Genomic DNA, 13,402 nt, shown 5'->3' on the forward strand with positions numbered 1-13,402 from the left:
GATTTGATAAACCGACCGCATACTCGGTCGGTCTGCGGTACTGTGGTTCCTATCACACGGGCTACGTCTGGCCCGCCTCCCCTCTCCCAATAGAAAGCAATGAGACCCATGGTTGTGTCTGATTCTGCTGCAGGACCCGAAGCGCCCAACTCGTTGTCCTACGCTCCCGTCCCCGTCGAAAAGGCCCAGGCCAGTGTCATCACAACGATGGTGCTCGCGCGGCTGGGACTGATGATTGCCCTTTTTATGCCCATCGTCGCCGGCATGACACTCAAGGTGCAGTCTCTGGTTCCGGGACCGGACGTTGCCGCCACACTGGGCACCGTCATCTCCATGGGCGCGTTCGCAGCCCTCCTCTTCGACCCCGTTTTTGGCCGCCTTAGCGACCGCACCGTCGGACGTTTCGGCCGCCGCCGTCCCTGGCTGGTTGCCGGAGCTTTGGGACTCCTGGCATGCCTGGCCGTCATCGCCACGGCCCCGAATGCCGTAGTGCTGGGCATCGGCTGGTTCTTCGCGCAGGCTCTCGGCAACGCGGCGGTCGCTGCACATACGGCGACCCTGGCAGACCAGGTACCCCAGTGGCAGCGAGGCAAAGTAAGCGGCATGATCGGCATTGCTTCCCAGGCAGCCTCCCTCGGCGCAGCCTATTCGGCAAGCCTTTTCGGGCAGAACATGCTCCTACTCTTCCTGGTCCCCGGCGTCCTCGCCCTGGTGCTGGTCCTTGTCTTCGCCTTCGTACTGCCGGACCGGCCAATGGAGCGCCGCCCTGCCTCAGAAGGCGGGTTGCGGACCGCCCTGAAGACCTTCTGGGTAAACCCCCGCAAGAACCCCGACTTCGCGTTCGCCTGGGTCTCCCGCTTCCTCGTCGTCCTGGCGATGTTTATGTTCGTCACCTTCCGCCTCCTGTACCTACAGCAGGATCTGGGCCTGTCCAAACAGGATGCGGCCGGCGCACTGGCAACCGGCGTTCTCATCTACACGCTCGCCTTGGTTACGGCCGGCCAGATTGCCGGATGGATCTCCGACAGGCTAGGGCGGCGGAAAGTCTTCATTTGGACCTCGGCCATAATCTTCGGCATCGGCACCTGGATGCTCACTGCGGCCGACTCCACCAGTGGGTTCTACTGGGCGGAACTGGTCATCGGCATTGGCTTTGGCATCTACATCGCTGTTGACCTCGCCCTCGTCATCGATGTCCTTCCGAATCCTGATGACACAGCGAAGGACCTCGGCGTATTCAACATCGCCATGACAGGTCCGCAGACACTCGCCCCGGCGGTCTCGGCAGCCCTGGTTACCATGGGTGGTGGCCGTTACGACCTCCTGCTCGCCGTAGCGGCCGGGATCGCCCTGTTGGGGGCACTGACGATCCTCCCCGTGAAGAAAGTACGGTGACACTGTCCTTATGACTGGCCCCCGCATCGGGTCAGATGTGCCGAAGCAGGGGGACCTTCTTCGATGAACTAAGGAATGGGCAAGCGCCCGGCTGGGAAAGCCAGCCGGGCGCTTCGTCATAACCGGTGTGTTGAGGAATCGTGCCGGCACCCGAAAGATCCGTAAAACCATCTCTCATCGAGGCCTGACCGGCGGACCATCCGAAGGTTGTCCATCGTGCACACGGTGGACCATGACACAAAGCGAAGATTGGCGCTGTGGCGACGCTGACCGAGCCTCTGTTGGCGTCGTTACGGAGGGCCGTTCCAGCCGGGCCACACTTTGCTTCCTATACCCCTGGGGGGTATGCTTTCAACTGTTGTCAGTGACATGGTATGTCCCGGCGTGTGCCCTGCACCGCCCCTCACAGCCCGTCAACCCCAGCGCCATTGATGCTTCGTCAAGGAATGGAAACTGGCATGTTTGAATCTGCAAACCGCACTCAACTGCTCCTGGCCCCATCGGGCGCGGCGTGCAGTTGCTGCTCATCAGAACCCTTTTCGCCACCCGCCTTCACCCCGGCTGCTGCTGAGCTCACTCTCGAGGGCCTAACCTGCGGGCACTGCGCCCGCACTGTTGAGAAGGCCGTCTCAGCCCTTGAGGGCGTGGAGTCTGTGGCTATTGAGCTCGTTCCCGGCGGCCCTTCCCACCTCCTTGTAGGTGGTAAGGCCGCCGGAGCCGCTGTGCGTCAGGCCGTCATGTCCGCCGATTACACAGTTGTAGGCGACTGAGCCCCTGCAACTTCCCGAGCCCCTGCTGGTTGCACTCAAATCCGGCGCCCCTCCCGAAAAAGGAGACGCGAGGAAGGGCACGTGCAGCCAGCAGCGAACGATTCCCCCGGCAGGTCCACCACAAACGGACTGAACCGGCAACGGGGAGGATTCGACTTTCGCGGGGTCCTGTTGGCGACGCCCCAAATTCAACAGAGTGATGCCCCCTCGGGGTTTCCAAAGCTTCTGCGGGCCGCTGCCCGCCAATCTAAGAGGAGATGTTATGACCGGAAAGCCAGGCCAGCAGCGCGGATTGGTACCGCTGCTGGTGATCGCGACCGCCCAGCTGATGTTGGTGCTCGATGACTCCATTGTGAACATCGCGTTGCCAAGCATCCAGCAGGAACTCCGGGTGAGCGCCGTGCATCTGCCCTGGATTGTGAATGCATATATCCTCGCATTTGGCGCTCTGCTGCTCCTGGGCGGCCGGCTTGGCGACCTCTACGGCCGGCGCCGCATCCTGCAGGCAGGCCTCACCCTCTTTGTTGTGGCTTCCCTGGCCGGTGGCCTCAGTCCCAACAGCGATACGCTCATCGCTGCTCGCGCGATTCAGGGACTGGGAGCAGCACTGGTTGCGCCCAACGCCCTGGCCCTCATTGCGACAACCTTCTCCGAACGCAAGACCCGTGATGCAGCCCTGTCGCTGTACGGCGCGATGTCCGCTCTCGGAATTGTGGTGGGATTGCTTCTTGGTGGCGTCCTGACCGACACCCTCGGCTGGCGGTGGGTCTTTTTCATCAACGTACCCATCGCCATCCTCGTGCTCCTGGGCAGCCGGACCTTGGTGAGCGCAGGACGGCGCGCCGGGAGTCTCGATGTCAGGGGCGCCGTATTGGGAACCAGCGGCATGGTCGCCCTGGTGTACGCAATTACCCGCTTTGGCGAGGAGGGTTTCGCGGATCCTCTGGGCCTTGGTCTGGTAGCCGCTGCAGCCCTGCTGCTGGCTGCCTTTATCGCCCTGCAATCCCGCAGCAGCACGCCGCTGGTCCCACTGGGGCTGTTCCGGGACCGTGGCCGCGCTGGCGCATACGCCTCCATGCTGCTGCTCGCCATTGGTCCCATGGGCAGCTTCTACGTGATCACCCTTTATCTCCAGCAGGTTCAGCATTACAGCCCTCTGCGGACCGGTGCCAGCTGGCTGCCGTTCGCGGCAGGGCTGGTGCTCGGGGCAGGGGCCGCGCCTAAGCTGCTGCTGAAGATGGCCGCGCGCCTCATCGCAGCAGCGGGGGCACTGCTCAGTGCCGGGGCTGCCTTCTGGTTCTCCTTCATCCAGGTAAACACGAACTACTGGCTGTACCTGGCACCGGCCATGTTCATCCTCGCCCTTGGGTTCGGCCTCGGCATTATCGCCCTGACCCAGGCCGCCGTATATTACACGAAGGAAACGGAGGCCGGAATTGCCTCTGCGCTGCTGAACTCGGCCCAGCAAATCGGCGTTGCCCTCGGACTGGCCGTTTTGGCAGGCGTTGCTGCAACGGTCAGCAACAGCAGCCAGCATTCGGCCGTCACCGAGGCAGGCCAACTGGTCGCCGGATACGGCAGCGCACTTGCCGTCGCGGCTGGGCTGCTGGTGGCTGCAGGAATACTGGCTGCAGCTACCTTGCCTTCCCGAACCGCGGCACAGGCCAACGCCCCCGCTGCGGCCGGAATTCATTAGGCGGACCCGGACAGGGACTGTCTCCGGCGACGAGAAGGTACAGCATGCGCGCCCCGGTGCCGGGGCGCGCATGCTTGGTGACAGGTATCGTCCGCTCGAAAAGCGCAGCTAGAGCCTCGCCTAGATACCACCGGGTCACCGTTCAATAGCCGGCGGACCTCGCGGAACGCTTCGAAGCGGCGGTTGGCCCGGGCTTCCCCGCCCCTATGGGCAGTTTTCCTGGCCGCTAACAACCCGGTTCTGCGCTTCAGGGGATCCCCCAATCCGACTTTGTTCCGCCAGCCTAGCCCTGGTGTATCCCCATTCTGGAGGACATGCCATCGGAATTTGTAGGTCTTCAGGTACCCACGAGAACCCCAGAGTTGGTCGGACCGATCCTGGCTACCGTCCACAAATCAGCCAGAATTTCGGTGTCAGCAGGGCGCGCACACATGGTCTTTACGCTTTCCTGCACCTCCGGGTCATTGCTCTTAACCATAGATATGATGATGCACTCGTATACCAGGCTTATCTGGTGTCGACACGGTCGCCGGAGACGTCCTGGAACGAGTGATCAGCGGCCGTCGCCCTCGGAGTCTGGGTGCTCATGAGTGGTCTTGGGACCGCCTGCCATGCAGCGCGCAGTTCTCGAAGACGAACGTCGCGCTCGGCTGGGTGCGGCTGAGGGACTTCGAGCGCATTCACCTGTTCGACCTCGCCCGGCGCGGTGCCGCGACAGCTCCTCCCGCGGAGCGGAACGAGCCTTCTACGGTGCGCTCTTCGCTCCGACGCCTCGTCGAGAGCAGGTCATCCGGCGGTACGGGGGCGTGTTGGACAGCTTTGATGACCGTAGCGTTGTCGACGACTTCACTCGACACCTTGGTCCTCGTCTTATCAGGCTGCTCAGTGAGTATCTGATGCGTAGCTCACTTTGAATATCCAGTGGCAGGGTCTTGTGCGGAAGGCAGGCCGGATCGCGATTGCCTTCGAGCCCTCGGGGGTCATGGCTTCGGAGGCTGCTTTGGCCAGTTCATAGGTCTTGTCTTCGGCCCTAAGGCGGCCCAGCTGGCCGCCGGCGGCTTCTAGAGTCACTTTCTGCACCGCCGCCGTGGCAAAGGGCCAGCGTGAGCTCAGGTCGGTAGCGTAGGCAGCAGGGACAACGCGGATGGTCTGCCGCATTCGAGAGCTTGGGGAGAAAATGGGAAGCCACGCGGGGCATATGGGGGACCTGCGAGTCCTGATGGACACAAATATTGTTCTCGCCATCGAGGGTGATGAGGATGCAGATCACGTCAACCACCAGTCGGCGTCGAATGTTTATCGCCTTGTTCTGGACACCGGCGGCAAGATCTCCATCATGGAGAATCAATTTGACGACATCTCGCGGATTCAGGATCGCCACCTAAGGGACCGCCGGCGCCGTCAGTTGGAGAAGTATCCGCGGTTGGGACGTGTTGAACTCACCACAGGGTTCCTGAATGAGGCACGTTATGCACCGGATCTTGGGGCCCGCAGTAACGATGGCGTGGACGCCGCGCTGCTTCTTGCACTGCAACGTAACGCCGCCACCTGGCTGATAACTGAGGACCGGAAGCTCCACGCGCATGCCCGTCATGCGGGACTTCAAGACCGCGTGATGATGCTCGATGACGCCCAAGGGGTGTTGACGGCACTGTCGGGGCAGCTGCCAGTTCATTATTCTGTCGATGACGTCCAGCCTCACACCATAGATCCAGTCCAACCGTTCTTTGATTCACTCCGAGCTGATTATGGGGACTTTTCCAGCTGGTGGGAGAAAGTGGTTGCCGAAAGACGGGCCTGTCTGGTCATAGGGGGCGGCAGGGACATCCGTGGCCTGGCGGTCCTCGATCGTCAGGAACCGGAAGTGTCCGGATTGACCGGAAACAGCGTGAAGATCTGTACATTCAAGATTGCCGAAGCCAACCAGGGCAAGAAACTGGGAGAGACACTGCTGGAAGCCGTCATAGCCCGCATCCGGTCGATGCGGGCTGACACCTGCTTCATCGAGGCTTCTTTGGACAAAGAGCCGTTGCTCGCGATGCTGAAGGAATTCGGCTTCTTCGATTTGGGGCCCAAACCGGGGGCGTCCGGACAAATTATGCTTGGCAAGATCCTGGAGCCCAGCGTCGACCAAGAGCCGCCTGAGCACCCCCTCGAGTACAACAGGCGCTACGGCCCTGGAAAGCGACGTGTGAACAGGGCATTCCTCGTCCCTATCATTCCGGTATTCCACAGCATGCTCTTCCCTGCGTCCGAACCACAGCAGTCTTTCTTCGATTCGACCTATGGAAACGCAATCCGTAAGGTATACATCTGCCACTCGGGTATAAAAACGTTGGAGCCGGGCGACACTCTTTTCTTTCTCCGGACGCACGAAAGGCGGGCTGTGCACGCTGTTGGCGTCGTTGAAGAAACACGACGCACCAGCGTCCTGGCCGACGTGCTGAGTTTCGCCGGAGCACGCACCGTATACCGTGCCGAGGAACTCCAGAAGATGTGCGCAAAGGAAGTACTGGCGGTCAAATTCAGGCTTGACCAAGTGCTCGACGCGCCAGTGTCGCGCGAAAACCTCAAAATGCTGGGAGTCATGGAAGAGTCCCCGCAATCCATCGCCCAAATCAAATCAGAGGGAGGAATTCAGTGGGCAAGAACACTCCAGGAAGGGTAGCCCTGATGTCTATCAGGCCGGAGTTTGCCAATGCGATTCTCGCCGGCGAGAAGATTGTGGAGTTCCGCAAGCGGCCCGTCGCCGATGACGTCAGCCACGTTCTGATCTATGCCACCATGCCTGTTGGCTCACTTCTTGGGTGGTTTGCTGTCCGCGGGCAGAAGACCATGTCCCCGAAGAGGCTCTGGTCCACATTCCGTGCAGTTGGTGGGATCTCAAAGAGCAGGTTCTTTGACTACTACGACCAGCGGGAGCACGGAACAGGGATCCTTGTCGAGACCGCTGGCCGATTCCTTGAACCAGTCCCCCTGTCTGAACTGGGCACGACCCTTCGTCCCCCGCAGAGCTTCCAGTATCTGACCGCAGCGCAGTCAGACATATTCTTCAAGATGGTGCAGACCCAGCCGAATGTTGAGTCGGACTCCGAGCTGCTTCCGCTGGCTCGTGTTGGCTGATGCTCCCGGCGAAGCGTGAACGCCCAACACCATGAGCAGCGTGGGCTCGGGGCATGAGAAGAATGCGCCGGCACTGGTTGGGCACTGCACCGATGGTGCCGCCTTGATGAATATCCTTACGAAGAACGAGCTGTGGGCGGTTCGGCGGCGTTCATGAAAGATACGAACGAACTACTGTGTGTCAGGATCAGCTTCGAAAGCATTTTGAGGATCAGCGGGCAGCGCTGCCGACGGAAGTCGAGGGGTTGGAAAGATACATTCCCGAAGTAAGGGAGAGATCGCGGCTTTCATTTGTGCTTTCCGCCTTATCTGACGGCGACAGCATGAGCATGTGGCGCTACCACGGCCGCCATCAAGTCAGCCTTGCAGTCGGGCTCGACCGAAACGAGCCTCTGGTTCCGCAATGGGGAGTCCCGGTTCCGAAGGTTTGCGCAGGTTAAGGAATGACGCGTGGCCAGACACAGTTCCGCCAATGCTGTCCTCTTTGGATACGCTCCTGAGATGGGAGCGGAACTTACGTATGACCTATGGGCTACGGCAGCTGCGCGGGCTGCTGCAATGACAGCGGCGGGGCAGGAGCCAAGACGCCATCATCTCGTCCCCCGGTTCTACATCGATCGCTGGGCTGTCGATGGGCGAGTAAGAGTCGTTGACCTACTGCGCGGGCGGAACGCCTACGAACTCTCTCCGGCCCAGGCCGCGTTGGAGACTGACTTCTATCGACTTGATGAGCCGGACGATGAGACGTCGCCGGTCTATTGGGAAGCGTGGCTTTCGGAGGTCGAGAGGAAGGCCGCGGCATCGATCGCACGCATCGATGCTGCCGGCCCGGGGGCCATGGACGACGAAGCACATCAGTGGCTATGTCTCTTTCTGGCTGTGCAGATGACGCGCAGCCGCTCTGCGCGTCTGCGGCGGCGTGCAATGATTGCCGAGCAGATGGCCCGGGTCCTGGAGATCGGCGGACCTGGCGAACTAGCTCGCGAATTGTCCGCCGGTGACCAGTCGTTCGCCTCCGAGGACCTCGAAAAGCTTGTTGCGGATGTCGAACGTTTCCGCACCGATCCGTCGCAACTGCCGCTCCCACGGAAAGAAGACCTGGAGTCTTCAGCAAAAGCAGCGACACATATCGCCGGCATCCTCATGACACGCCATGTAACGCTTTATGGGACTCGAAGGGCGCTAATTACTTGTGATGAGCCTGTCATCGAGCTACATGAGTACATGGCCAATCCCGCGATAGGGGGTGGGGTGTGGGGCGCTCCGATTTTGGCCTTCCCTCTGGGCCCCTATTCTGTGCTTGCTATGTACCGACGTGATCTGGAGCCTCCCTTGGAGCCTGGTTCGATGCTAACGACGAGCGAAGCGATCGACCTAAACAGTTCGATCCTCGCGAATGCGCATAGCTTCGCGATCGCTTGCGCGGGAGACAGCATTGCGGAGAGGCTATACCTTCCCTCGCAGCCGGTCAGCATCCGGTCTCAGCTGATCGACTTACCCAATTCGGACGAATCCCTATTTCGATTCTGGACGCCGCGAAGATGGGAGGGCCAGCACGATGCACCCGTCCGTGTGGTCAATCGATGGTGGTCCGGGCACATACCCGCAGCTCCTCGTCCGACTCCTGAGGAACAGAAGATCATTGACGGTTGGGGTTAGTGGAAGTAGGGACATACATCGCACAGACACCCCGCAGCAGATGAGCGGCGGACGTGTGCATCGAGCGCAGCAGGATTCCTTCTTCCGAGAAAACGCTGCGTCCAGTCAGCGCATCCCAGTGCGCTTTCGTGATCGCTGTTTGTGACGGGTGGCCGGATTGCTCGAACGAAAATGATACCGGCCTGCTGGTCGCCGCGGATAGCACGCTCAATGCCGAAACACGCTCCACAATTCGTCGTCAGCTCTCACCCGGAAACTAAGCGAATGGCTCGACCCTCATGAGCACGACCACATCATGTGACCCACGGTGACGATAAGCCGGCTTACGGGCAGCGACCCCTAGAGTATCGTCATGACCGATCAGACGTATACCTGGCTCCCTGAGCGCCATCTCGGCGTCGCCGCGACAATTTCCCACGCCGACGAGCTGATCGGGCAGGTCGCGGATCTCCTCTTCGACTACCAGACGCAGCCAGACGGCGTGATCGGCCTGCGCGAGGTGCCTGCGGGCAGGTTCAGCCGAACCGTTGTAGAGCGCGTAGATCCGATCCCGCGCAAGGTGCCGCTGCTCGTTGCCGACGCGCTCGTGGCGCTCCGGGCCGCACTCGAGCACACGCTCTTTGCCGAGGTCGAGTTCGTGGACGGCGCGCCACTCGACGAGAAGGCCGCCAAGCTGGTTGAGATGCCCGCGTCAGACAGCTACGAGAAGTTCGAGGAGTGGAAGAAGAAGCGAGCACGCAATGGCCCGCCGTCACTGCGTGCCGGCAGTGAGCTCGTACGACGGATCGACGGCCTGCAGCCATTCCACCGTCGGAACGAGCCTCAATTACACCCTTTGGCCCGGCTTGTGCTTCACACGAACCACGCCAAGCACAGGACGCCGGCGATCACGGCGGTGCGTCTGGCTGCCATGTACCAGGACGACCAGATGCCTCGCTCAGTGCGCGACCTTGCTCCCCGGCCCGAGGAACCGCTGCGCGTTGGCGACATCATCGCGGAGACCCCGATGGGCACCAGGGTCCCTGTCACCATGTTTCCTACGGTCGGGATCAACCGACCAGACACGGACCGGTGGCCGGTCCTGACGCAGGAACTCGATGAGATCGCCCATTGGGTCCGCACGCAGGCGGTGCCGCGCCTGATCACGGGGACAGAACCGCCCGAGCCTGCGCTTCCGACGCGCTACGAGATCGCCGTCGGGCATGGGGACGAGCGTCGAGCGATCTCGGTGGGATCGGCGACGTCCGCAGGGGAACGCCACAAGCAGCGCCTCGTTGCGGCATCGGCACGGGTTGATCTGGTCGACATGATCGGCCAGATGGGCGGGTCCCCGAGCAGCCCGCAGATCGCGGCGTGGTTGGCCCAGTTGAACGACGAGGAGGTGCTCGAGCGGATGTCGCGGCTGCTGGTGACCTATGACTACGCCCCCAACCTCGTACTGCACAACTTTGAAGTCCTGAAGGGCTGGCAAGATGAGGCTCGGGAGTTCGGCCAGAACGACCAGCCTGTCGAGAGGTGAGTGCGCATTTATCACGCGCTAGTGGTCAGCAACGGGCACTCCGAACACTTCGGGCGATCAGATGTGGTCAACCGCGGAGAGCTTCTCGTTGAGCCTCGAGATCGCGGAGGCGAACCACCCATCGACCGTCAGCAAGCCCGTGCCGGTCGCTCGACCGTTCCATCATTCCGGGCGTGCGTGCCGCTATGTCACAGGTTTGCCATTCGGCAGCTAAAGGAGCTTTTGGAAGACATCGGGGTAGGGGCAGCCCCGGTTGCCTCGATTACCGGGGTTTCCTGGATTGCCAGGGTTCCCCGGATTTCCTGGATTGCCGATATTACCTAAATTGCCGAGATGTTTGTCCACGACTTGGTCGTCGTGGAGCTCTCCGACGTACTGACCGCTAAGCCGATGGACATGGGTTCCATGGAGTTGACCGATGGCAGCGCCGTGGAGCGAGTGGATATATCGGCCTCGAACGAAGCCCACGGCCTGGCCAGATGTCGCATAGATGTACTGAGTCATAGGCAGACTCTAGAGGCCACCAACGACATCTCGGTGGTGCAGTGCCGGCGTGGCTCGTACGGATCATCTTTCCTGACTCACCGTGCCCCAGAACCCTAGGTGTTCGGGCTGTATTGGTGCTGATCAGATCGCTCTTCTCCACCTATGAATCGACCCGTGCCGCCACCTTCATCCGATAAAAGCCCCGCTGTACGGGCCTGCCGCGCTTGCATCCCCGAGACGCTTAGAACAGGTCGACCATGGTGTCCAGTCGCTCGCGGACGAGGCCCGCCTGGACGTTGACGATGCGCTCGCCGCATGGCAGACCACCCCACACCAGAGGATGGGTAAGATGTCTCTTCACGAGGAGAGCCACTACGACCCCGCCGCGCCGCCCGGCGGTTCCCGCGGCAAGGGCGGGAACCCGGCTGTGGCCGCCTCTAACTGCTCGCTCGCCTGGCCCGGAGCTTCCGGTCCCTCCTCCAGATCGCCGTCGGGATCAGCGCGGCGACGAGGATCATGACCAGCACGGCCCAAGGATTCATCCACAGAGACGGCCATGTCCCGAGCACGATCCCAGCGACGACGAACGGGATCCCGATCGCGTTGATCTCGATGCTTTCCTGGGATGCGCGATCGATCTTCCGCGTGATGTCTGCACTCAGCTCGGCGTGGCTTCTGCGAAGCTCGTCCAGCGCTGTCCGAATGAGGTTCTGGACGGACTGCAGGTTTTGAATCTGCTTGTACGAGTCATGCATCTGTTGCTCGAGGATTTCCAATCGGCGCTCGAGCTCGGGGCTTGTCAGCTCAGCCGACACTGTATCCCTGATAATGGATGCGTCGCCAAGCCTCGCGCCGGAGGGAATCCCGGCGGGGGACACAACCGTCCGCTTCCGGATGAGGTCCCACAATATCCTGGCCGCGCCGCGGGCTGTCAGGTGTATCCCGAGCACGCTCAGCACCACGGCAGAAGCATTCATGAGGAGCTCGAGGTTTCGAGGGTCCTCCAGCCAATCGACCATGAACGGATCGTACCAACGACTCCACAACGTCTGGACGGAGACCACCAATGCAGACCGCCTTGGACGTCATCAGGGGTCGCCGCGTTCTGTCCTCCTCAAGGCGCGGGGTTGGTCCGAAGCTCCAGAGACTACAGAATGCCGTCAGTGCAAGGAAGCCCCCGTCGCCTCTTCATCCATAGTCCTCGACGCGGAGCGGTGTGCCGCGGAAGGCGCTCTTGCGTGCCGTAGGCTGGGCTTCAACAGCCTTATCCCTTTGGATTTTCCTCGCGCCCTTTTGGAGACAAAGATTAATGCAACAGCCTCCTCGCAACACGAAACGAGAGTTTGAGTCGGACTTCGGTTTCCGGGAAGACGGTGCCAGGAAAACGGCCGAGCTCGTCGACGACGAGACACTCGAGGACACGGACGTCGACGTTGTGATTGGTGAGATCGTCAAGATGTGGGCGGCCTTACCCATTGAAATCCATGTCGATAGGATGCACGCAACCCCATCCTGGCCTAAGACCACGATGGCTGAGATCCCGCCGCCAGGGGAAAGGGTCGTGCAGGTGCAGCTCACCATTCCATGTACGGGCGCGGCAGATCTTTTGATCCGTGTCTCCGATCCGGGGGTGATCGGCAGCTGCGGAAACACTGGTTTGCGGGGCGAACGATATGAAATCCATCTGACGCTGACCAGCAAAGGGCTGGACCAAGTCACCCAGCAGCAATTCGATGAAACCATAGCCAACTTGAAGCGGCAGTGGGTGGAGAAGGTCAACGAGGCTGTTGGGAAGGCCAACAATGTGATCATGGAGCACCAGGAACGAATGCGAGCCCAGCTCTCCTCCATCCTGGAGCACAAGCAACGCGCCTCGCGAATGGTTCGACAATCGATGCGGAGGGCCGGAATTAACTTGGTCCCTGTGGAAGGTGGAATCGAGATAGCTCTTCGACCGGCATCGCTGACCCTTAGCCACGTGGACCGATCGGCAGCCAGCGGCGTACCCGAATATGAGCTCCAGGAGAAGATAGCGGCGCAATTACTGGGAACCATTCGCTCCTTCGCAACAGCGCTGGAACGGCTCCCTGAATCAGCCGACGCGCTGCTGACAAGCGACGAGCAGACACTCCGTGATTTTCTGCTGTTCATTCTCAATGCCAACTGGGACGGTACCGCCACGGGCGAGACCTTCATCGGCATCGGGAAGAGCGACATCCTCCTGAGATGGAAAGATAGGGACGCTTTCATCGCCGAGTGCAAGCTCTGGGAAGGGGAAAAAGGGCTACAGGCAGCGATCGACCAGCTCATGGGCCGTTACGTGGTCTGGCGGAACACCAGAGCAGCCCTGATCATCTTCATCCGTGACAGGAAGTACATGTCCGAGGCTATGGCGAAGGCGCAGACAGCGATTCGTGAGCACAAACTCTTCCTTAACCTGCGAGAGAATCTGGAGCATCCGGACGAACCAGACTACGTGCTTCGCTCGACCAGTGACCCGGACCGCTCAGTCCGCTTAAGCCTTATTACGGTACCCATCACTTACATGCGAACCGGAGCCTAATGCCGCTCCCAACTCGGGCTGCCGGCCCAGAGCATGTCTCCACGGGTCGACATGCTCTGCGCTCCTCGCTCCGGCGGTGAAGGCCTGGTTCCTCTTGTCGAGCCATGGCTTGATGGAAGTCTTCATGTGCTGTATCCCGCTTGGCTCCAGAAGTGAGTCGGGATCCGCAGACGCAAGCAGTGTCCACGTCG

The 13,402-nt window shown here is 61.0% G+C and carries 11 protein-coding genes; 8 read left to right on the forward strand and 3 right to left on the reverse strand.

What is annotated here, in order from left to right; translation table 11 throughout:
- The first annotated feature begins 108 nt into the window (after positions 1–108).
- The 3 genes from FBY30_RS14950 (at position 109) to FBY30_RS14960 (ending at position 3,861) form a co-directional block, all read left to right on the forward strand.
- Complete coding sequence (locus FBY30_RS14950) at positions 109–1,395, forward strand: MFS transporter (RefSeq protein ID WP_056387753.1); 1,287 nt, start codon at positions 109–111, stop codon at positions 1,393–1,395.
- A 458-nt stretch (positions 1,396–1,853) separates the two neighbouring features.
- Positions 1,854–2,165, forward strand: coding sequence for a heavy-metal-associated domain-containing protein (locus FBY30_RS21245; RefSeq protein WP_082581627.1), 312 nt, complete (start codon positions 1,854–1,856; stop codon positions 2,163–2,165).
- A gap of 262 nt (positions 2,166–2,427) precedes the next feature.
- A complete protein-coding gene (locus tag FBY30_RS14960) occupies positions 2,428–3,861 on the forward strand; it encodes an MFS transporter (RefSeq protein WP_056387751.1) in 1,434 nt (477 codons plus the stop codon).
- Between the two features lie 882 nt (positions 3,862–4,743).
- Here the strand turns inward: FBY30_RS14960 and FBY30_RS14965 are convergent.
- A complete protein-coding gene (locus FBY30_RS14965; protein ID WP_142133538.1) occupies positions 4,744–5,019 on the reverse strand; it encodes a hypothetical protein in 276 nt (91 codons plus the stop codon).
- A gap of 61 nt (positions 5,020–5,080) precedes the next feature.
- Here FBY30_RS14965 and FBY30_RS14970 point away from each other — a divergent pair, with 61 nt between their 5' ends.
- The 4 genes from FBY30_RS14970 to FBY30_RS14985 all read left to right on the forward strand — a co-directional run bounded on the left by FBY30_RS14970 (position 5,081) and on the right by FBY30_RS14985 (position 10,162).
- Entirely contained in the window at positions 5,081–6,529 is a 1,449-nt protein-coding gene (locus FBY30_RS14970; RefSeq protein WP_142133539.1) for a hypothetical protein, read from the forward strand.
- On the forward strand, positions 6,502–6,984 hold the full coding sequence (locus tag FBY30_RS14975) for a hypothetical protein (protein WP_200830697.1): 483 nt from the start codon (positions 6,502–6,504) through the stop codon (positions 6,982–6,984). Before FBY30_RS14970 ends, FBY30_RS14975 begins: the two co-directional genes overlap by 28 nt.
- Before the next feature lie 558 nt (positions 6,985–7,542).
- Positions 7,543–8,643, forward strand: coding sequence for a DUF4238 domain-containing protein (locus FBY30_RS14980; RefSeq protein ID WP_160141482.1), 1,101 nt, complete (start codon positions 7,543–7,545; stop codon positions 8,641–8,643).
- 352 nt (positions 8,644–8,995) lie between these two features.
- The gene (locus tag FBY30_RS14985; protein ID WP_056387737.1) at positions 8,996–10,162 is read left to right on the forward strand and encodes a hypothetical protein; all 1,167 of its coding nucleotides are present in this window, start codon (positions 8,996–8,998) and stop codon (positions 10,160–10,162) included.
- 210 nt (positions 10,163–10,372) lie between these two features.
- On the opposite strand, the gene FBY30_RS21250 is transcribed toward FBY30_RS14985, so the two are convergent.
- Together FBY30_RS21250 and FBY30_RS14995 are read right to left on the reverse strand one after the other, a co-directional pair.
- On the reverse strand, positions 10,373–10,666 hold the full coding sequence (locus FBY30_RS21250) for a 4-fold beta flower protein (protein ID WP_082581626.1): 294 nt from the start codon (positions 10,664–10,666) through the stop codon (positions 10,373–10,375).
- A gap of 419 nt (positions 10,667–11,085) precedes the next feature.
- Entirely contained in the window at positions 11,086–11,667 is a 582-nt protein-coding gene (locus FBY30_RS14995; RefSeq protein WP_142133541.1) for a hypothetical protein, read from the reverse strand.
- 290 nt (positions 11,668–11,957) lie between these two features.
- Here FBY30_RS14995 and FBY30_RS15000 point away from each other — a divergent pair, with 290 nt between their 5' ends.
- Complete coding sequence (locus FBY30_RS15000) at positions 11,958–13,211, forward strand: hypothetical protein (protein ID WP_056387729.1); 1,254 nt, start codon at positions 11,958–11,960, stop codon at positions 13,209–13,211.
- The last annotated feature ends 191 nt before the right edge of the window (positions 13,212–13,402 follow it).

Origin of the sequence: Arthrobacter sp. SLBN-83 (assembly GCF_006715285.1) — a bacterium.
Lineage (GTDB): Bacteria > Actinomycetota > Actinomycetes > Actinomycetales > Micrococcaceae > Arthrobacter.